This is a genomic window from Staphylococcus capitis subsp. capitis (assembly GCF_040739495.1).
Lineage (GTDB): Bacteria > Bacillota > Bacilli > Staphylococcales > Staphylococcaceae > Staphylococcus > Staphylococcus capitis.
Genome location: NZ_CP145263.1, coordinates 2,168,469 through 2,189,882 on the forward strand (window position 1 = coordinate 2,168,469; position 21,414 = coordinate 2,189,882).

Annotated in this window: 22 protein-coding genes and 2 pseudogenes; 9 read left to right on the top strand and 15 right to left on the bottom strand. The window is 33.9% G+C overall.

Features of this window, described 5'->3' with window-relative positions:
* Nucleotides 1-4 precede the first annotated feature (4 nt).
* Genes larE through V6C74_RS10835 form a run of 4 tightly spaced genes read left to right on the top strand, consistent with a single transcriptional unit; the run spans nucleotide 5 to nucleotide 3,089 of the window.
* Entirely contained in the window at nucleotides 5-832 is an 828-nt protein-coding gene (gene larE / locus V6C74_RS10820) for an ATP-dependent sacrificial sulfur transferase LarE (protein ID WP_002452536.1), read from the top strand.
* 12 nt (nucleotides 833-844) lie between these two features.
* A complete protein-coding gene (gene larB / locus V6C74_RS10825) occupies nucleotides 845-1,603 on the top strand; it encodes a nickel pincer cofactor biosynthesis protein LarB (protein ID WP_002452535.1) in 759 nt (252 codons plus the stop codon).
* A gap of 14 nt (nucleotides 1,604-1,617) precedes the next feature.
* The gene (gene larC, locus V6C74_RS10830; RefSeq protein ID WP_002452534.1) at nucleotides 1,618-2,805 is read left to right on the top strand and encodes a nickel pincer cofactor biosynthesis protein LarC; all 1,188 of its coding nucleotides are present in this window, start codon (nucleotides 1,618-1,620) and stop codon (nucleotides 2,803-2,805) included.
* A gap of 23 nt (nucleotides 2,806-2,828) precedes the next feature.
* Nucleotides 2,829-3,089, top strand: coding sequence for a hypothetical protein (locus V6C74_RS10835; protein WP_002452533.1), 261 nt, complete (start codon nucleotides 2,829-2,831; stop codon nucleotides 3,087-3,089).
* Between the two features lie 234 nt (nucleotides 3,090-3,323).
* Here V6C74_RS10835 and V6C74_RS10840 read toward each other — a convergent pair whose 3' ends face one another.
* From V6C74_RS10840 to V6C74_RS10860, 5 genes are all read right to left on the bottom strand, one after another.
* Nucleotides 3,324-3,830, bottom strand: coding sequence for a YwhD family protein (locus V6C74_RS10840; RefSeq protein WP_002452532.1), 507 nt, complete (start codon nucleotides 3,828-3,830; stop codon nucleotides 3,324-3,326).
* Between the two features lie 83 nt (nucleotides 3,831-3,913).
* Nucleotides 3,914-5,212, bottom strand: coding sequence for an HD domain-containing protein (locus V6C74_RS10845; protein WP_002452531.1), 1,299 nt, complete (start codon nucleotides 5,210-5,212; stop codon nucleotides 3,914-3,916).
* Nucleotides 5,213-5,329: 117 nt separating this feature from the next.
* A complete protein-coding gene (locus V6C74_RS10850; RefSeq protein ID WP_002452530.1) occupies nucleotides 5,330-5,806 on the bottom strand; it encodes a GNAT family N-acetyltransferase in 477 nt (158 codons plus the stop codon).
* Nucleotides 5,807-6,055: 249 nt separating this feature from the next.
* A complete protein-coding gene (locus V6C74_RS10855; protein WP_002452529.1) occupies nucleotides 6,056-6,595 on the bottom strand; it encodes a flavodoxin family protein in 540 nt (179 codons plus the stop codon).
* 164 nt (nucleotides 6,596-6,759) lie between these two features.
* Entirely contained in the window at nucleotides 6,760-7,698 is a 939-nt protein-coding gene (locus V6C74_RS10860; protein WP_002433209.1) for an aldo/keto reductase, read from the bottom strand.
* Nucleotides 7,699-7,886: 188 nt separating this feature from the next.
* Between V6C74_RS10860 and hypR the strand changes: the two are divergent.
* A pseudogene (gene hypR / locus V6C74_RS10865) lies at nucleotides 7,887-8,317 on the top strand (redox-sensitive transcriptional regulator HypR).
* A pseudogene (gene merA / locus V6C74_RS10870) lies at nucleotides 8,314-9,644 on the top strand (hypothiocyanous acid reductase MerA). The pseudogenes hypR and merA overlap by 4 nt, the downstream one beginning before the upstream one ends.
* 182 nt (nucleotides 9,645-9,826) lie before the next feature.
* Here the strand turns inward: merA and V6C74_RS10875 are convergent.
* The 6 genes from V6C74_RS10875 to pta form a co-directional block, all read right to left on the bottom strand.
* Nucleotides 9,827-10,168, bottom strand: coding sequence for a DUF1450 domain-containing protein (locus tag V6C74_RS10875; RefSeq protein WP_002433135.1), 342 nt, complete (start codon nucleotides 10,166-10,168; stop codon nucleotides 9,827-9,829).
* Nucleotides 10,169-10,324: 156 nt separating this feature from the next.
* Nucleotides 10,325-11,401, bottom strand: coding sequence for a phosphomevalonate kinase (locus V6C74_RS10880; protein ID WP_002452524.1), 1,077 nt, complete (start codon nucleotides 11,399-11,401; stop codon nucleotides 10,325-10,327).
* Nucleotides 11,402-11,413: 12 nt separating this feature from the next.
* Nucleotides 11,414-12,397: a diphosphomevalonate decarboxylase gene (gene mvaD, locus V6C74_RS10885; RefSeq protein ID WP_002452523.1), complete on the bottom strand. Its 984-nt coding sequence runs from the start codon at nucleotides 12,395-12,397 to the stop codon at nucleotides 11,414-11,416.
* Nucleotides 12,398-12,401: 4 nt separating this feature from the next.
* Entirely contained in the window at nucleotides 12,402-13,322 is a 921-nt protein-coding gene (gene mvk, locus V6C74_RS10890; protein ID WP_002452522.1) for a mevalonate kinase, read from the bottom strand.
* Nucleotides 13,323-13,843: 521 nt separating this feature from the next.
* On the bottom strand, nucleotides 13,844-14,683 hold the full coding sequence (locus V6C74_RS10895; protein ID WP_029625766.1) for a lipoate--protein ligase family protein: 840 nt from the start codon (nucleotides 14,681-14,683) through the stop codon (nucleotides 13,844-13,846).
* Nucleotides 14,683-15,672, bottom strand: coding sequence for a phosphate acetyltransferase (gene pta / locus V6C74_RS10900; protein WP_002452520.1), 990 nt, complete (start codon nucleotides 15,670-15,672; stop codon nucleotides 14,683-14,685). The genes V6C74_RS10895 and pta overlap by 1 nt, the downstream gene beginning before the upstream one ends.
* 172 nt (nucleotides 15,673-15,844) lie before the next feature.
* On the opposite strand from pta, the gene hemQ reads away from it, so the two are divergent.
* The 3 genes from hemQ to V6C74_RS10915 all read left to right on the top strand — a co-directional run bounded on the left by hemQ (nucleotide 15,845) and on the right by V6C74_RS10915 (nucleotide 18,257).
* The gene (gene hemQ, locus V6C74_RS10905) at nucleotides 15,845-16,594 is read left to right on the top strand and encodes a hydrogen peroxide-dependent heme synthase (protein WP_002452519.1); all 750 of its coding nucleotides are present in this window, start codon (nucleotides 15,845-15,847) and stop codon (nucleotides 16,592-16,594) included.
* 431 nt (nucleotides 16,595-17,025) lie between these two features.
* Nucleotides 17,026-17,790 (top strand): threonine/serine exporter ThrE family protein, encoded by a 765-nt coding sequence (locus V6C74_RS10910; RefSeq protein ID WP_002452518.1) that lies wholly within the window; start codon nucleotides 17,026-17,028, stop codon nucleotides 17,788-17,790.
* Nucleotides 17,791-17,804: 14 nt separating this feature from the next.
* Nucleotides 17,805-18,257, top strand: a complete 453-nt coding sequence (locus tag V6C74_RS10915) for a threonine/serine exporter family protein (RefSeq protein WP_002452517.1) — start codon at nucleotides 17,805-17,807, stop codon at nucleotides 18,255-18,257.
* A 106-nt stretch (nucleotides 18,258-18,363) separates the two neighbouring features.
* Here the strand turns inward: V6C74_RS10915 and V6C74_RS10920 are convergent, their stop codons facing one another.
* The 4 genes from V6C74_RS10920 to V6C74_RS10935 all read right to left on the bottom strand — a co-directional run bounded on the left by V6C74_RS10920 (nucleotide 18,364) and on the right by V6C74_RS10935 (nucleotide 21,367).
* Entirely contained in the window at nucleotides 18,364-19,836 is a 1,473-nt protein-coding gene (locus V6C74_RS10920) for an APC family permease (RefSeq protein ID WP_002452516.1), read from the bottom strand.
* Nucleotides 19,837-19,949: 113 nt separating this feature from the next.
* The gene (locus V6C74_RS10925; protein WP_162489531.1) at nucleotides 19,950-20,318 is read right to left on the bottom strand and encodes a DUF423 domain-containing protein; all 369 of its coding nucleotides are present in this window, start codon (nucleotides 20,316-20,318) and stop codon (nucleotides 19,950-19,952) included.
* 24 nt (nucleotides 20,319-20,342) lie between these two features.
* Nucleotides 20,343-20,705, bottom strand: a complete 363-nt coding sequence (locus V6C74_RS10930) for a DUF5327 family protein (RefSeq protein ID WP_002452514.1) — start codon at nucleotides 20,703-20,705, stop codon at nucleotides 20,343-20,345.
* An 11-nt stretch (nucleotides 20,706-20,716) separates the two neighbouring features.
* The gene (locus V6C74_RS10935; protein WP_016898721.1) at nucleotides 20,717-21,367 is read right to left on the bottom strand and encodes a uracil-DNA glycosylase; all 651 of its coding nucleotides are present in this window, start codon (nucleotides 21,365-21,367) and stop codon (nucleotides 20,717-20,719) included.
* Nucleotides 21,368-21,414: the final 47 nt, after the last annotated feature.

Below are 21,414 nucleotides of genomic sequence, written 5' to 3' on the forward strand. Positions count from 1 at the left end.
GAGAATGACTGAATTATTAAATAAAGAAATGAAATTAAATCACTTACTTAAAGAAATGCAAAGTGTTGTCATTGCATATTCAGGTGGTGTAGATAGCAGTTTAGTACTTAAAAAAGCGATTGATGTTTTAGGTGTTAAAAATGTTAAACCTGTGGTTGTAAAATCAGAACTTTTCAGAAACGAAGAATTTTACCAAGCGATTGAATTAGTTCGAAGCCTAGGTGTAGAAGTGTTAGAGACTGAAATGGCTGAACTTGAAGACGATAATATCGTTAAGAATACACCCGAAAGCTGGTATTTCAGTAAACGACTTCTTTATGGAAAACTTAATGAAATCAAAGAGGAATTCAACTTTAATTATATCTTAGATGGCATGATTATGGACGATCTCGAGGATTTCCGTCCAGGCTTAAAAGCTAGAGATGAATTTGGAGTACGTAGTGTACTTCAAGAAGCACATCTCTATAAATCAGAAATTAGAGAATTAAGTAAACAACATGATTTACCTGTATGGAATAAACCGGCTCTATGTAGTTTAGCTTCACGAATCCCTTATGGTGAAACGTTAAGCTTTGCTAAAGTAAACAAAGTCAACGAAGCAGAGAAATACATTCTACAATTAGGAATCAATCATGTCCGTGTACGCTACCACCCTAATATCGCTCGTATCGAAGTGGTTGAAGATGATTTAGCTACTGTAATAAAAAATAGAGACAATATCACTTTACGCTTAAAAGAACTTGGTTTCGACTATGTCACTGTAGATTTAGAAGGATACAGAACAGGCAGTATGAACGAAGTCATTGATACGAAAGCAACTAATTTAGTATAAGGAAGTTAACACATGAGTAAAGATCCAAACTTTATAGATGACTTACTCGAAGGTGTAAAATCAAATCAAATTTCTATAGATGAAGCTAAAGCCCAACTCAGTCACTATGACGAATTGGGCTTTGCTAAAATTGATTTACATCGAGCAAAGCGACAAGGCTTTCCCGAAGTCATCTTCGGTGAAGGTAAAACTAAAGAACAAATTAATCAAATTATTGAAAGCCTTACTCAACACGATAATGTGATTTTAGTGACACGTATTGATGAAACAAAGGCAAAGTTTGTACTCGAACATCACCCCTATCTCCAGTATCACTCAGTAGCTAATATTGTGAGTACGCCGATAGAAAAAATTAAAAAATCACAAAATTATATTTCTATCCTTTGTGCTGGAACTTCGGACTTAGCAGTAGCCGAAGAAGCTGCTTTAACTGCTGAAGTAATGGGAATTCAAGTTAAACGCTTCTATGACGTTGGCGTGTCTGGCATTCATCGACTATTTAATCACATCCATGAGATACGCCAAGGTAAGGTATCCGTGGTCATTGCTGGAATGGAAGGAGCCTTGGCAAGTGTTGTAGGAGGACTTGTCGATCATCCCATCTATGCCGTCCCTACCAGCGTTGGGTATGGTGCAAATTTAGACGGTGTCACTACACTACTTTCCATGATTAACGCATGTGCACCTGGTACCAGTGTACTCAATATTGATAATGGCTTTGGAGGAGGATATAACGCTGGAATGATAGTGAAAATGATAGAAAATAACTAGAATGGAGCATCAATATGGCAAATGCAATTTACTTAGATTGTCATGCAGGCATAGCCGGTGACATGCTATTGTCAGCTTTAGTCGATTTAGGGGCTGACCCACATAAAATTGAAAGCGAACTTAAAACGTTACCATTAGATAATTTTGAACTTCATTTTCAGAAGAAGGTAAAACAAGGCATACATGCAATGACCTTAAACATTGATTTCGATGAACCACACCATCACCGTCACGCGTCAGATATCTTTAAAATGATTGATGACAGCGCACTTTCAACACGTGTTAAAGCTCGAAGTAAAAGTATATTTGAAGTGATTGGTCACGCAGAAGCTAAAATTCATGGTATGTCATTTGAAAACGTCCACTTTCATGAAGTGGGGGCAATGGACTCTATCATCGATATTATTGGTGGATGTATTGCTTTAGAATTATTAAATATTGACGAATTATATTGCTCGCCTATTCCTACAGGTAATGGCAAAATCAATATCGCCCATGGTATCTACCCCGTACCAGCACCTGCCACTGCTGAGATACTTAAAGACGTTCCATTAGCTAAATTTGATGTTCAAAGTGAGTTAACGACGCCAACTGGTGCGGCCTTTGCGAAAAGTTTAGTATCATCATTTGGCCCATTCCCATCTGCTACGATGAAAGAAATTGGGTATGGCGCAGGGAGTAAAGACTTTGACTTCCCTAATGTGTTAAGAGTTATTCAATTTGAAACTCAATCAAAAAAGCAAGATGACGTCCAGGTTATCGAATGCCAAATCGATGATATGTCACCTGAATCATTAGGACACTTCATGGATATATCACTCGAACATGGTGCACTAGATATTTACTACACTCCAATATTTATGAAAAAAGGACGTCCAAGTACACAATTAACCTTAATCTGTAAAACTGAGAACGCATCTAAATTTGAAACTTTAATCCTACAAGAAACATCTTCTCTCGGAGTTCGCAGTTACGCAGTTCGTAGAAATATACTAGATCGAGAATTTAGAGACATTGATACCGACTACGGGAATATTTCTGTGAAATTCGCTTTGCAAGAGGGTAAAATTTTAAAAATGAAACCCGAATATGAAGATGTAAAACAAGCTACTAAAAGATTTGAAAGACCATTTCATGTCATTCATAATGAAATTATAGAAGCTTTGTATCACACATATCAAATTGGTGAAGAATTAAAATAATTACTTTATAGAGGAGATAAGTGATGAATAGAGATGATTTAAAATCTACAATTGAAAAGCTTTATAATGATATTTTAATCAATCTTGATGTTAATAAAATTGATACGTACTTTGCCCCTTCTTATGTTCAAACCACAGAACATCAAACGTCTGATATTAATGAGTTCACAGATCATCTTAAGAAACTGAAAGAAGTTGTGGCTCGTCTTTCTATTGAAGAATTTAAAACCATGCTCATAGATGAGTCTCAAAACACGATTTTTTACGCTACGATGTTCATGTAGAAAAGAAAAATGGTGATAAAGGTAAAGTAGAAGTTTATGCAGAATTTGTCTTTAATGAAGATGGTAAAGTCATCACGTACAAAGAATTAACATTGCCTTATAATGAAGAACTTAACGGAATTGGCAGTGTGAAATAATACTATAAGAGCCTTTAAATGAATTTAGCAAACATTCATTTAAAGGCTTAGATTTTATTCGGATATATTTATTACAAAATGAATATATTTTTAATAGTTATTCAAATGCTTGATATAATTCGTCGCTAGAATTATTCCACATGTCTTCGTTATGATCTTTTAAGAATTTTTTTAAGATTTTCTTATTTTCATTACCAATTTGATCGATAATAAATTGATGTTTCATAGATTTATCCATCATATTTACATGTTCAGGCATACTCTTATAGCCACGGCGTATACTTCTATTCACTAATAAATAACAAGCTGTGACACCTGCATAGTACGGTCCTTGTTCACTACGTTCTGTAGTCACCCAACACAACCAATATTCTTTAGCTTCGTCTCCTTCAACTTGCTCTTTTTCCTTAATCCATTTAACACCTTTTTCAACTTTTGCACGTGCATGCATCCCGCCAATATCAATAAAAGCTTCTTTATTTTCAACATCTATAAAAACAGGTGCAATATTATCTAAACTAATTGACCCGATATTCGTTCCTTTATGTCCATCTAGTGGGTCATTTTTTATAATATTAAAATTAAAACCTTTTTTCTCAGCCAAGTTAGATACCTCCCATTCTGAAAATCATTGATTCAATGATGATATTTTCAATCTTATCTAATAGGTACAATGAGTGTAAAGCTCTAATTAAGTTCATTCAATAAATTAATAATAGCACCTTTAATTTCAAGATTATCTATATTTAGTATCAGTTCCTTAGGATAATATAATTTATGGTCTTCACGATTAATACCAGTAATACTATTAATTACCATAGATTGATGACTTATTTCTGTAATAGAACCATTACTTCTTAATAAATGGATCGGTTTACGATTAGATCCAGGGCGATCGTAATCATAAGGTAAATCTGAGAAAGCTTCACTTACAAAGTAATAGTCAGGGTTGATACCACCTGCTTCAAATAATTCTTGTAATTCTGAAATAGTAATTATTGAACCATCAAACGGGATATATTTGAATAAATCTCTATTTATAAAACGACGCGACAAGTCACTGAGTATAGGATCATCTTCATTAATCCATTTTTTCAAGTAATATAGTACAACCGCTTCATCTAACTCAACATACTGTTCAATTGTCATTGTCCCTTCGAAGAATGGTACAAAGTCATGGGGATACATTCTAAATTCATAGCCTTCACTATAAAGTTGCTTCGCACGTTGTAAACAATTATTTAGTAACACTTCTCCCCCACGACTTACAGGGTGAAAATAGATTTGCCAATACATTTGGTAACGACTCATAATAAAATTCTCAACCGCGTGCATACCGCTCTCTTTAATCAATACTTCATCTTTTGAAGGACGCATTAATCTTAAAATACGTTCCATATCAAACGAACCATAAGTCACACCTGTGAAATACGCATCACGTTGCAAGTAGTCCATACGATCAGCATCAATTTGAGAAGATATCATTGATATAATTAGTTTATTATCATGTGTTTTATTAATAACATCTGCAACTTCTTGTGGGAATGTTTCAGAAACGCGACTAAGCACTTCATTTACTTCCGTGTCTTCAGTGATTATAGCTTGAGTAAATGCTTCATGATCAGTATTAAATATCTTTTCAAAACTATGAGAGAAAGGGCCATGGCCTAAATCATGTAGCAACGCTGCGCACAGTGCAAGTGGACGGTCTGTATTATCCCAGGCCTCTCTACCTATAAAAGACTCGTCAATCATTCGACGAACGATTTCATATACACCTAATGAATGCCCAAAGCGACTATGTTCTGCAGTATGAAACGATAAATATAAGGTACCAAGTTGTTTGATACGTCTTAAACGTTGAAATTCTTTAGTTTTAATTAAATCCCAAATCAACTGATCTTTAACATGTATGTATCGATGAATAGGATCTTTAAATACCTTTTCTTCAGTTAGTTTACTTGTTGCATATGATGATAGTGCCATACTTCCCCTCCTTAGGAACACTAGAATGACGTTCATAGTGCTTTTTTGTTTGAGTATTACCCCGGAAATAATTTAACTCCATTAATAAACTAGTTTTGATGCATAGCGTTTATGATATTAAAAGGTCTTTTTCATTAGAGCTAAGTCCATCGTCTCTCCATACATTTCAGGTTGATAAGAACGAACGATTTCAAAGCCATTTTCCTTATAATAATCAATACCATGGTTATTCTTATTGTCTACTTCTAAATAAACGGTATCATATCTATCTTTAAATTGATTTAAACCTTCTTTAAGTAAACTTGTACCATAACCTTTATGTTGAGATTGTGGTCTCACATAATGTGCAGCGAGATATAATTCCTCGCCATAAATGAAATTTGCAAAACCTATAATCTCATCATCTTCTTCCGCCACTAAAAAGAGTTGTTCTTTTAATCTCTTCTTCAAATGAGTTTCATTATATGAAGCAGCCAACAATTCATTGACTGTAGAAGCTGCATACATATTTAAATATGTATTATACCAAGCTTTAGTAGCAACATCTCTAATAGCTACTACATCATTCTCAGTTGCTTGTCTTACTCTATACATGTTACTTTCTCCCCTAACTATTACAAGCTATTAATAAAGGCATTATATCACATTTATGTTAACTTAATTCAATTTAAAGATTTAAAAACCCTATATAAAAATTATTTTGAAACTATTAAAATCCAAACTGGAAAATTAATAAAATTTCGATAAATAGAATTAAACGAAACTACTAACTCACAAAAAATAAAAAACAACGAAAGATAACATTAAAATTTAAAATGTTTCTTCCGTTGTATTGTCATAATCTTATTTACCTAGTTCTTCGTTCCATTCTCGTGCACGATCTAAAGCATATATATCTTTTTTAATATCTCCAGGCTTTTCAGCAGTTCCAATAATATAACCTTTCAACTCTCCGCCCAAAAACTCTACACTATATTTCATCTGAGTTATACATGGTTTAGCTTTGACTTTAGGACAATCGCCACCTACTAAAATTAATCGAAAATCCTTTTTAGCCATCTTAGATTTGAAATCATGATAATCTTTGTCTTCCATAGTCTCAGACCAATGATCTATAAATGCCTTTAAAGAAGCCGAAATACTATACCAATATACTGGCGACGCAAATATAACTGTATCACTCTCTAATACTAAATCAATAAGTTGTTTATACTCGTCTCCATACGATTCAATATAGTAATCTTCATGTCTCACATCACGAACAGGATTAAATTGATATTGAGTGACATCCACCCAAGTGTAATCTAAACCGTCTAAAGCATATCGGGTTAATTCTGCCGTATTCCCTTCAGGACGGCTCCCACCAAACAACACCGTAATCATTATTCATTTCCTCCAACTTTATACTGTGCATTTTTATGTATAGATATTATTTAACATACCCAAAATTTCTCAAATTATTTTGTCTAAACTTTAAAATTTACAACTACATTAAAAAAGCGATACTCAACGTCATATGTTGGTATCGCTCTTAAATTTCCCAATTATTAATTTTCAATCGGGAATAATTGATCAATTTTATCAATTTCATCTTGAGTTAATTCAATATTTGCAGCATCAATATTTTCTACAACTTGTTCAGCGCGTTTAGCACCTGGAATTACAACGTCTAATGATGGACGTGTTAAGTAGAATGCTAGTACGACATTCGCAATTGATGTGTTGTGCGCTTCAGCTATATCCGTTAATTCCTTAACACGGCGTACATTATCATTGAACACTTCAGGTTGGAAATCACGACGTGTTGCACGATGATCGTCAAATGTTTGGTCTTCATCATATTTACCTGCTAATATTCCAGAAGCTAATGGGAAGTATGGTACAAATGTAATATTATTTTCCGCTGCATATGCCATTACTTCTTCATTTTCACGATGTAATAAATTATATTCTAATTGTACGACATCGACATATCCATCTTTATTTGCTTCTTTCAATTGTTCTAATGAGAAGTTAGACACACCTATTGCTTTTATTTTACCTTCATCTTTTAATTCTTTTAACGCTGCAACAGCTTTATCTTTTGGCGTCTCTTCATCAGGAAAATGAATATAATATAAATCAATATAATCTACTTGGAGACGTTTTAAACTATTCTCAACTTGTTGCTTTAGATATTCTGGGTCATTATTTTGTACCACTTCATCATTATCTTTAATGACATGTGACCCTTTAGTTGCGATTTGTACTTGTTCACGTGGATATTCTTGTACAACTTGTCCAACGAGTTCTTCAGAACGTTCAGGTCCATAAATATAAGCTGTATCTAACAAAGTGATACCATTATCAATTGCTTTACGTACAACGTCTTTACCTTGTTCTTCATCCAAATTCGGATATAAATTATGTCCACCTACTGCATTTGTTCCAAGTGCAATTGGGAAGACTTTAACATCTGATTTACCTAATTGTACTTTATTAGCCATTGAAGTCATCTCCTTCATTACTATTACTGTTTTTTTATTTCATTTTCAAAAATGAACTTACAAATTATATTTACCCTACTTATAGTATATAAAATCACGAAAAATTTGTGACGAAGTCATAAAGATTGACTATTGATACTTATTGCAGTTAAATGTAACTAAATAAGTTACATTTAAGGTGGGTAGATATGAATTTAGAATTCAACATTGCGGTACATGTGTTAAGCTTTCTTACTAAGCACAAAAACGAAAAATTTAATAGTAAGGAATTGGCGGAATTAACTTGTCTTAATCCCGTGCAGTTAAGACGTGTCGTCGCTAACTTAAGCGACCAGCAACTTATCACTACAGTACGTGGTAAAGATGGCGGATACAAAGCTAATCAATATACATCTACAGTGAATTTAGCTGAGTTATATCAACAATTCGTTCTCGCTAGAGATAATAATCAACGCGTTTACACTGGAGACCGCAACAGTCACTGTGACATTTCTAAACATATTGCACAGATAATGATCGATATCGTGATGAAGAAATTCAACTCATTTTAAATTTCTATCGTAACAAAACAATTCAAGATGTCTTAAACGACATTTTGCAGGAGGTAAACCAAATATGACATCTTATGACCTTATCATCATTGGATTTGGTAAAGCAGGTAAAACTTTAGCATCTTTCGCAGCCGGACAAGGACAGCACGTCGCACTTATAGAACAATCATCTAAAATGTATGGCGGTACATGTATAAATATTGGATGTATTCCTTCTAAAACATTAGTGCATGACGGTATCGGAGGAGCATCTTTCGATGAAGCATTTTCAAGTAAAATGAAGTAGTGAATGCATTAAATAAAAAGAATTATAACAATTTAGCATCAAAAGACAATATAGATATATTAGATTATAAAGCGTCTTTTGTTTCTAATAATGAAATTGCGTTATTGGATCATGCAGGTAATGTAAAAGATAAAATCACAGGGAACAAAATCGTCATTAATACTGGAGCTCAAGCAAATATACCAAAAATTGAGGGTATAAAAACTACTAAAAATATATATGATTCAACTGGATTATTAAATATTAATTTCCAACCTAAAGACTTAGTCATTGTGGGTGGTGGATATATTGCACTCGAATTTGCTTCAATGTTTAGTAATTTAGGAACACAAGTGACTATATTAGAACATGGTGATGTGATAATGCCTCGTGAGGACCGAGAGGTGGCTGACCTAGCACTTCAAGATTTGCAAGACAAAGGGATTTCAGTTCATACAAACGTTGAAACAACTGCATTTTCTAATGAAGGCGACTCAACAATCGTTCATACCAATCATGGTAAATTTAAAGCTGATGCAGTGTTACTAGCAACTGGACGTAAACCTAACACCGATGGATTAGGTCTAGAGAATACTGACGTAAAAATGGGTCAACGTGGTGAAGTACAGGTAAATTCCCAACTTCAAACTTCAGTTAAACATATCTATGCAGCTGGGGATGTTAAAGGTGGCTTACAATTCACTTACATTTCTCTTGATGACTTTAGAATTCTTCGTTCCCAACTCTTTGGAGATGGATCGCGAACAACTGAGAATAGAGGCAACATTCCTTATACAGTATTTATCGATCCACCTCTATCAAGAGTTGGTCTCACTGCTGCTGAAGCAGAAGCACAAGGTTTTAATTTCCTGGAAAATAAAATCTACGTAAATACAATACCTCGACATAAAATTAATAACGATTCAAGAGGTATTTTCAAAGTTGTACTAAATAAAGACAATGGCGAAATATTAGGTGCAAGTTTATATGGAAAAGAATCAGAAGAATTGATTAATTTCATCAAATTAGCGATAGATCAGCTCATCCCATACACAGTACTAAGTGAAAATATCTATACACACCCAACTATGGCCGAATCATTCAACGATTTGTTTTTAGAACCACTTTGATTTTAATCATTAGTGGTTCTTATACAGTAGATCCCTATCTACTGTGTTCCTACTAACACTTTGATTTTTAATCATTAGTGGTTCTTATGCAGTAGATCCTTATCTACTGTATGAGAACTCTCACTTTGAATTTTATCAAAAAAGGAACTGCGCTACGTCAGTTCCTTTTTTTTAGTATTTATCTATTTAGCCGCTTTACGTTTTTCGAGTTTCTCTTTAAGTTTGCGGTCTTGCTCTTCTTTACGGCGTTTACGTTCTTCATTACGTTTTCTTAAACGCTCTTCTTCCTCAGGATCACGTGGTTTCTTCAATTGTTTAATGACCTTCTCCATTAACTCTTCTTCAGTTAAAGCAGCAAGTGGGCGATTATTAACGAATGCAAAGGTCTTACGTCTTCCCGGACCACAGTATGACTGACAGCCAATCTCAATTTCCGCTTCAGGATCTAATTTTTCTAATTTCTTTTTCAACGTTTTAATATTAACTGCCTGACATTCATCGCAAATCAGAAATTTATTCTGCATCTTGCTACCCACCTTTCTATTATTAAATCAGCTCATATCATAATCATTTCTCTATATAACTCTAATTATTTTACTCTTTTTGCTATAAATTTCAAGTTGATTTAATCGATAATATACACCATATAAAAAAACAACCTTTAATAAAGGCTGTTTTTATTACTGTCCATGATATATCCTAAATTTTAATGGTTTAATTCCTTGCGCTATCCATTCATCATAAATTAACTGTTTATCAATGATAGTGTTAATAATTGTTATACCACAATCACCGCCACCAGCGCCAGATGTTTTAGATGCGCCACCGTGTTTCTCACCAATGTCACATAATTTCTTAAGTTTATCTGTTTCTATATCAACTGTTGCTTCAACATCCATTGATTGAATAACACGACGATTTTGTCGTATCATCTTTTGAACGCCTTTGATATTATTAGTCTTAAACGCTTGAATTAAACTTTCTACACAATCATGTGATCGATCTAAAAATTCACCGTAGAAACTTGGGTCAGATTTTAGACGTTTTACTTCACTAACCAAATGTGGTGATGATGCAGGAGAACCTGTCCATCCAATTAAAACTTCCATATTTTCTGGTGCCTGTAATGGTTCAATATGAAGTCCTGGCCAGTTTTTTTCTAACACGTCATTTACAGATGTTTCATCCATCTGTTGCTTAACCCAATCATGATCGAATGTACTATAAGCAAGCCAACCGCTGTATACACTCACTGCTATATCTCCACAAGAACTCAAACTTTGTAATTTCATATTAGCTATAACTGCTAATTTATAGATATACAAATTCGAAAGTTGCATGTCATAAAACTCATTCAATACTTTAACAACTGAAACTAAAACAGCAGCACTTGATCCTAAGCCATACTTCTGGCCAGAATCATCAGCTAAATTACTATCAATCGTTAAGTGGAAATGTTTAAGTTTGATATTGCAACTGCGTGCATATTGTTCAAATACCTCGATAGCAGTAACTACATACTTCAATTGCTTAGCAGCTTGCACATCAGAAATTTCAATTTTATCTTCATTACGATCAAATTTTACAGGTTCGTAATGTAATGTTTTGGAATGAATACTTCCCTCAACTTCATTTGAGGCTTCTATTGTTGCTGTAACAAATCTGTCTACTGCAATAAGGACAGATTTATAGCCTGGTTCTGTTACAGCATATTCACCTGCGACATAAAGTTTTCCGGGTGCTTTGACCTGTATCATTCTATCTCTTCCTTACTTAATAATTTCAACGCCAGTACTAATAATATCACTTACAATAATTTGCGATTCATCAAATTCTTTTAAAAATTGTTCAACGGCAGCTTGTTTATTTTTCTTTTCAACTAACACTTTAACATTTGGTCCTGCGTCCATGGTGAAATAACAAGGCAAGCCAGCTTCACGACACTGATGGACGACAGCCATCGCATCGTAACTTTCTTGAACCAAATATGTAAATGGCGGTTGTGCACCTAAATTTGTAGCATGCATTCTTAAACCATTTGCTTCTATAACTTCACCTAAATGTTTGAAATCTTTATTTTTTATTGCTTCTTTTGCCTCAGCTAAATCTTGATCAACATGATCAAGCCAATATTGATAGAAACGAGATGTTTCTCTTGTTAAAGACATCCCTGAACGACTTGAGACTTTTTTCGATTGGTTATTGATTACTACAAAAATCATAGAAAGATCTTTTTCCCAATCATTAGCATCAATAGCATGAGCATAAGAAGTCGCATCATCATGACCTTTCTCCCATTCAGCAAAGCCTCCGTAGATACTTCTTGAAGCTGAACCAGAACCTCGACGTGCTAATCTAGATAAATCCTTGCTTGATAAACCTAATTGAAGTGCTTCATTACAAGCAGCTGCTAATGCAGCATATGCACTAGCCGATGAAGCTAATCCAGCCGCTGTAGGAACAAAATTATTGCTTTCAATTTTAGCATGTAAATCTGTGGCAGCAACATCTCTCACGATATCCATATATTTTTGGATTTTAGTTGTTTCTTTAGCATCAACTTCTTCCCCGTTTAGAATAAGTTGGTCTTCAGTTAGTGACGCGTCAAACGTTACTTGTGTTTCAGTATAAAAACGTTCTAGCGTGACAGATAAACTATTATTCATCGGAATAATATATGATTCATCAGCTTTACCCCAGTATTTGATTAACGCAATATTTGTGTGCGCACGTGCTTTGCCACTTTTCACCAATGGTTTACCCTCCTAAATGTTCAATCCACGTATGTGCTGCGCCTGCTTTTTCAACAGCTGCTACGATCTTTTTGGCAGTTTGTAAATCTTGCGCAAGAAGAAGCATGCTACCGCCACGTCCTCCTCCAGTAAGCTTACCAGCGATAGCACCATGTTCTTCACCTATTTTTAATAGTCTTTCTATTTTATCATGGCTAACGGTTAAGTGTCTTAAGTCTTTTTGGCATTGATTAAATATATCTGCAAGATGATTAAAGTCATGTTTTTCAATAGATTCACTTGCTTCATGAACAAGAGATCCAATATGTTCAATATGGCTCAAGTATTCAGGGTCTTCACACAATCTATGAACATCTTCTACTGCCTGTTTAGTCGATCCTTTGACTCCAGTGTCTATAACTATCATATAACCATCAAGTTGAAGTGATTTAAGGTTTTCAACGTGCCCTTGTTTGAACCATACAGGTTTATTAGAAACTATAGTTTGTGTATCAATCCCACTTGGTTTACCATGTGCAATACGTTCTGCCCAATTTGCTTCCTTGATTAATGTTTCATCATCTAAAGGTTCTCCCATGAAGTCATAACTAGCTCTAACAAATGCAACAGCTACGGCTGCACTTGAACCTAGTCCTCTTGAAGGAGGTAAGTTCGTTTGGATTTTTACAGAAAGTGGTTCTTTTACACCACTTCTTTCTATAAAACGATTAATGATAGACTTTAGATGTTCAGGCGCATCATATAACATGCCATCATATACATCACTTGTAATAGAAGAATAGTTACCTTCCTCCATACTTTCAATTAATATTTTTATTTTACTAGCATTAAATGGGATGGCGATTGCTGGCTGACCAAATGTTACTGCGTGTTCACCTATTAGAATAATCTTTCCGGTAGACTCTCCGTATCCTTGTCTCGTCATGTTTTCTCACCTTTTTATATACCTTATATATACTTTAATTCATTGACACTATCTGATAATTAATTTGAAAAATAATTTTTATTACGTATAGATACGTCTATATTTAGACATCATTGAAATTACTATTTTAGCGAATTTTACTATTGTGTTGCCACTGTTTAACGATGCAATATTTTAATATCAGTATTTTTCAACTACAAAAGAGTATAATAACTCTTTTCTTGATAACTAACAATACTTTAATAGTATAAAACTCTTAAATAGAGTTATCAAAATTATGAATTATATTTACCTTTAACTTCGATTATGTAAACATTTAATAAATTTTAACTAAAGTTTTCTAAAATTTTCCACCTTACATATGATACTACAAAAAGACTTGGGAATATATATCTATAACTAATGATATAAAAATTTATTCTTTATTTGATAATACAAGTAGAGAAGGTCTACAAATCGAGTTTTTTGTAGACCTTCTCCTAATCACTTACTCATCTATTTAAAATATTCTTACGCACGCTTTACAAATCTAATTTTTGATGCATTTTTGCATTTCGTTCGATCATTTTTTCAAAATAACCTTCATATCGTTGCCATTCATCTTCAGTGACTGGATCCATATTTAATTGAGCACCTAAATCTTTCAGTGCATATAAAAGTAAAAACATTACATCTTGAACTTTAATGTCTTTATTGAGTAACGTCTCTAATGAAGCCATAGATTCAGGATCAATATTAGGGAAACGAAACTTAGTTGTTTCTCCTTTGAGTGCGTGTTGATAAAAGTCTCTCATCATAGCAGCACGCTTAGAACCCGATCCTTCTACACAAAGATAGATTTGAACCGCTATACCTCCACGTACACGTCTTTGAGAAATACCAGCAAATTTCTTGCCATCAATACTTAAATCGAATTTACCAGGACAATAAGATTGTTCAATTTCATGTGTGTGAATATCTACATCTTCGTCTTCAAACATCTTACATATCAATAGATACATTACTGTGAAAGCTTCATCTATAGTTGTTTCAGTTTGTCCTTTAAATATTAAAGAAATATTAAGCACACCTTGGTCCAATACTACGCCAAGTCCACCTGAATTTCTCACAATGGCATTATAGCCTACTTCATTTGCTAAATAACGTATGCCATCACTTAAAAATGGAAGTCTTGAATCGTGTATACCAAGGATAACTGTATGTTGGTGAATCCAAGTTCTTACTACATTACATGATAAGTCTTTCCCAACACTTTCAGAGAATGTATCGTCAAATGCAAAGGATTGCATGGGTTCCAGACCCGTTGAATGATCCACATAACGCCACGGTATTTGGTTAAAATATTTGCTTGATAAATCCATTATTGTAGTGATTGAGCTGCAGTAATAATAGATAAGTTATAAACATCTTCAGTTGAGCATCCACGTGATAAGTCATTAACAGGCGAATTTAGGCCTTGAAGAACAGGACCAACTGCATCATAACCACCTAAACGTTGTGCAATTTTATAGCCAATGTTACCTGCTTCAAGACTTGGGAAGATAAACACATTAGCGTCTCCTTGAATTTTAGCACCAGGCGCTTTTTTCTCAGCTACACTAGGGACAATCGCAGCATCAAATTGGAATTCCCCATCAATCACAACATTTTCAATGTTATCAGATTGAACTTTTTCTTGAGCTAATTTTAATGCCTCTTGTACTTTAGTGACGTCGTCTGATTTAGCAGAGCCCTTTGTAGAGAAGCTTAACATTGCTACTTTTGGTTCCATACCAAAGCTTAATGCAGACTTAGCACTTTCTACAGCAATTTCAGCTAATCCTTGAGCATCTAATTCAGGGTTGATGGCACAGTCGCCGAAGATATATTGCTCGTCATCTTTAATCATAAAGAAGATACCAGAAGTCTTAGATACACCTGGTTTAGTTTTAATAATTTGTAATGCTGGACGTACTGTATCACCAGTTGAATGTGCAGCACCGCTTACTAAACCTGCGGCTTTACCAGTGTAAACAAGCATTGTACCGAAATAATTAACATTGTCTAACATTTCTTCAGCTTGTTCTTTAGTCGCTTTACCTTTTCTACGCTCTACAAATTCATCTACTAATTCAGGTTTTAAATCACTTGATGAAGGATCAATAATTTCAATATTAGTTAAATTGAGAGATTTTTCTTCTGCTAAAGATTTAATTTTTTCTTCATTACCTAACACGATGGGTGAAACATAATCACTCTCTTGTAATTGCGTTGCTGCCGTTAAAACTCTTTCGTCTTCCCCTTCAGGTAATACAATTTTTACATTTTTTCCAGATAATTTTTCTTGTAATACATTTAATAAATCAGCCATAATGTCCTCCTCAATTCACATTCATAATAACGTTTACATTTCAAATTATACGTCATTTTGTAGTAGAATTCCATTTCACTCAATTGTAAACATTTACTTAGGAGTTCCTAGTTTGTTTATGATAAAATTTAACGTGAATTGATTAAGAATTTGAAGATAAGGAGCGATAACTATGAGTGAAGCAGCCGAAACTTTAGATGGTTGGTATAGTTTACATTTGTTTTATGCAATGGATTGGACTACATTTCGTTTAGTTCCAGAAGACGAGCGTGAGGCAATGATTTCTGAATTAAAATCATTTGTTGAAGATAAATCTAAAGCAAGAGATTCACACACAGGTGATCAAGCAATTTATAATATTACAGGCCAAAAAGCAGACCTACTATTATGGTTCTTACGTCCTGAAATGAAAGACTTAAATAAAATTGAAAATGATTTTAATAAATTACGTATTGCGGACTACTTAATTCCTACTTATTCTTACGTTTCAGTGATTGAATTAAGTAATTACTTAGCCGGCAAATCTGACGAAGACCCGTATGAAAATCCACATGTAAAAGCTAGATTGTATCCTGAACTTCCTCATTCTGAATACATCTGCTTCTATCCTATGGATAAACGTCGTAATGAAACTTATAACTGGTATATGTTACCTATAGAAGAACGTAAGAATTTAATGTATAACCATGGCATGATTGGACGTAAATATGCCGGTAAAATCAAACAATTTATCACTGGTTCTGTTGGTTTTGACGATTTTGAATGGGGTGTGACATTATTCTCAGACGATGTATTACAATTTAAGAAAATTGTATACGAAATGCGTTTTGACGAAACTACAGCACGTTATGGCGATTTTGGTAGTTTCTATGTAGGTCATATCTTAAATACAGACGATTTCAATGAATTCTTTAATATTTAATTATTGACTGCAGAAAGCTATGATGATATTTCTTCATAGCTTTTTTATATACTTAAAAATAGAAAAAGCACACTTCGGAGAACTCGAAGTGTGCCTTCCTAGTAGTATCCTTGGGAGAACTTTAATCACTACTACGTATTAAGTTAACTTCAGAGAATATACAGTCGCTACCCAATATATTCTTTGTAATCGTTAACTAATATTATTTTAACCATTTTGAAACATTTGAAACACGATAAAATTAAAAATATACACTTTTACTGAATAATTTCATGATAGGTTTAAAATTGAACTTATTTAAATAAATTAATTATATTTTAGTTTAACTTTTCACATTTGCGAATAGGGTTAAAGTTTATATATGTGGTCTTTTTTAATCACATCTACTATAATAATATTAAATTCAAAATATTTTAAAAATTGGTGATGTAATGACTATTGAATCAAATGAAACAGCTCATGAAAGTCTAATTAAAGATGTAGTCATGTTAGCTGCCCGAATATTATTAGAATCTGGCGCTGAGGGTACTAGAGTCGAAGACACAATGACTCGCATCGCTAGAAAGTTAGGTTATTCAGAAAGTAATAGCTTTGTAACGAATACTGTTATTCAATTTACGTTACATAATGAATCATATCAGCGTTTATATAGAATTAAATCACGTGATACAAATCTTATAAAAATTTCTCAAGCTAATGAAATCTCAAGACAAATTACTAATGGCACGATTGACCTAGAGGAAGCTAAGAAAAAATTAGAACATATTTATATAGCTAAGAGGGACAGTAGTCTTCCCTTCAAAGGTATAGCTGCTGCAATAATCGCAATGAGTTTTCTCTATTTACAAGGAGGACGTCTCATTGATGTGATTACAGCGATTTTAGCTGGGAGTTTTGGTTATCTAGTAGTTGAAATTCTTGATCGCAAATTACATGCACAATTTATACCAGAATTTTTAGGTTCATTAGTGATTGGTATTATTGCAGTCATTGGACATTCGCTTGTACCAAGTGGCAATTTAGCAACAATCATCATCGCAGCAGTCATGCCGATTGTACCAGGAGTATTAATTACTAATGCGATTCAAGATTTATTTGGTGGGCATATGTTGATGTTTACTACTAAATCTTTAGAGGCGTTAGTGACTTCATTCGGTATTGGTGCAGGCGTTAGCTCAATTTTAATTTTAGTTTAGGAGGCATGTAGAAAATGTTTTGGATATTGAATTTTGTATTTAGTTTTCTCGCCTCACTCTTCTTCTGTGTCATATTTGATGCGCCTAGGAAATTGTATCTATCATGTGGATTTGTTGGTTCATGTGGTTGGATGGTCTATATTCTATTCTTTGATGGGTTACAAGTTCACACTATCTATTCAAGTTTCTTTGGAAGTTTAGCATTAGGTTTATTAAGCCACTACATGGCACGCCATATGAAAGAACCAGTCATTATCTTTATGGTTACTGGTATTATTCCTTTAGTTCCAGGTGGACTTGCTTACGATGCTACTAAAAATTTAGTATTACTTCATTTCAGTAGAGCAATTAATACGATGCTTGAAGTAACATTGATTGCAGGAGCAATTGCTTTAGGCTTATTGTTTGCTGACCAAATCTCTAAAATAGTTATCTCAGGCTTTGATCGTACACGAAAAAAATTATAACTCCATATATAGAATAAGCTCAAAGATGATTTTATTAATGTAAATCATCTTTGAGCTTTCTTTATTTCAAAACTATATTAAAGAAACATTTTTTGTATTAATTAAATTATTTCTTAGGTTCATCAACCATGTCTTCGACTTCATTTTCAGAACGGTTAAGAATTAAACGACTTAATTCGTCATTATCCATCTTCTTAAGCTTAGGATAGCGGATAAAGAAGAAGATAAGACCTATCACTAGCCAAATTGCTAAAGCAATGTAAGAAGGTCCTGGCAATGATGCAGGCGATCCTGGAATTAAGAGTAATCCTAAGAAGATAAATGATACGATTGAACCAATAATCGCAAACGTCTTATAAATAGGCGCGTATGTGTTGCTTTGTTTATCATAACTAAATAGTTTTGCTGCTGATAAACAAGTAATGAAGTATGCAATAGAGACACCTGTTGACGACATGTTAACAATCCAATTTAATGCATTACGTCCTAACCAAGGCGCTACTAATGCTACACCCACTAAGAAGATAATAGCAACATATGGTGTTTTATATTTACTATGCAATTTACTAAATACTGTAGGCATAATACCAGAACGTCCCATAGAGAATAAAAGACGACTTGAACTCATTAAGAAACCGTTGAGTCCTGTAAAGATACCCATTGCGATAGCAATAGCTAATACACCAAGACCAATGTAACCAAATGCTCCTTGCGTAACTGCACCTGTTAACCATAAGTTACCGTTGAGACTTTTAGAATGTGTGCCTAACCATCCAGTATAAAGTAACATGACAACATAAGTTAGTGCTGCTGCTAGTAAGCTATAAACAATTAATTTAAATGTTTTATTTGGTGCGAAATTAAATTCTTCTGCGGTTTGCGGAATGTTATCGAAACCTACATAAGCCCATGGTGCGATAGCCACAATCATGATAATAGATCTAAACCAACCTTTATCTGAATTAGCTAAAGGTTGTAAATTACTTAAGTCAAAGTTACTACCAAAGAATGAACCAAAGAACATAAGTAAGACAACGACAACCATTGCAATACAGAAATAATATTGAAGTGATCCAGATACACTCGCACCTCTAATTGAGATAATCATAAAGACTAATAATAGTACTGTTGCAATGATAATCTCCGTTATGTAGACATCCCAACCTGCAACTGTATATAACTTTCCATTATTTAAAACATTGGGTAATAGAAACTTAACTAATAAACTAAACGCTGTAGCATTTAGTGCTACGACGCAGACATAGCCAAATGTTAAAAACCAAGATGAAAAGAAACTTACATATCTACCGAAACTTAAGAAACTAAAAGCAAATGCTCCCCCTGAAACCGGGAATTTCTCAACTAACGCCCCATAACTAACGGCGATTAAAATCATTAATAACGCACCGATGACGATGCCTATAGAGGATGCAATAGGTCCTGATTGTTTAATCCAATCCCCTGGTAAAATAAAAGCACCCCAACCGATACATGAGCCGTAAGCAATTGCCCATACGAACTTTTCAGAGAGGTTTTGCTTAAGGTCACCTCTATCTACTTTATTATTTTTATTTTCCATAAATAAAACTCACCTCGAAGGTATTCTATACCCGATTCGGTGAGTTTTTAAATATCAAAAATACTATTTTCTTTAGAATTTTAAGCTTAAAAATGTTTGTTAGTTATTAGTATTTAGCCTGCATATTTAAATGTAGCGATAATTAACATTAACCAACCTGCTATAAATAACACGCCGCCAATTGGTGTAATAGCACCTAAAATTCGAATTTGTGTAAGTGCTAAGATATATAAAGAACCGCTGAAGAAGACGATCCCGAAGAAAAGTAACCAACCTGCCCAATTAACATTAATAGCAGTAGTACCGCTAATTACTCCAATAATTAATAGTCCGAGACCATGATACATTTGATACATTGTCGCTTTTTCCCAAACAGACATGTATTTTTCAGATAATTTGTTTTCTAAACCATGTGCACCAAAAGCGCCTGTACCGACAGCCATCATCGTATTGAATGCACCTAGAATTATAAATAATTTCATCATTTCAATTGTGCTCCTTTATGTTTAAAAGTCGAAAATAGACTCGCCATTTCCTATATTGTCATCTGTAGTCATTAAATTTGAATGAGACGTATGTTCATTTTTCATTGATTGAGGTACTTTACCTCCCATTGCTTCAATTTCAGTAGCTGACACTTGCTTTTTATTATGATTTGATTGATTCGATTCTTTGCGTTGCGAAGATAAAACTTGAGCATTGGATGCCTCATGCCTATCTTGAACCGAAGTTTGATTATCACTAGAAGTGTATAGAGAAGTTAATGTATGTATAGCATACATATGCTTTTCAAATTCAGCCTCAGTCTGTGCTTCATCCGCTTGCACTAATTCTTGTTCAATCAAATGAATCATTTTATCATTGCGCATCATATATCACCTTAACCTTCGCACCAATTAATAGGGTCTTTTCCTTTAGCTTTTAGATATTCATTCGTTCTTGAATAAGGCTTAGAACCAAAGAAACCTCTAAAAGCAGATAATGGACTAGGATGAGGAGATTTTATAACTAAATGTTTAGATGTATCAATGAGTTTCTTTTTTTGTTGAGCAGGTTTGCCCCATAATATAAAAACAACATTTTCACGATGTTTAGAAACCGCTTCAATCACTTCATCAGTAAATGTTTCCCATCCGATATCTCTATGTGAATGTGCTTCTCCTTGTCTCACTGTCAGCACAGTATTTAATAAAAGCACACCTTCTCTAGCCCAATCTTGTAAATGTGGTGATACCCTATGACAACCAATATCATCTTCTAGTTCTTGGTACATATTTCGCAATGAAGGTGGAAATTTAGCATTAGGTTGCACTGAAAATGCTAAACCATCTGCTTGGTTAGGTCCATGGTATGGATCTTGCCCCAGTATAACTACCTTTATATTGTCAAACGGTGTTAAATCAAATGCTTGGTAAATATTCTTTCTATCTGGGTACACAATTTTAGTTGTATATTCTTTTTCTAGAAAATCGTGCATCTCTTGAAAGTCATGTCTTGACGTTATATCATGAAAAACTTCTGACCATTTCATCGCATTCACCTCTCGACATATTTTAACATATTCAATGATAAGAAGTT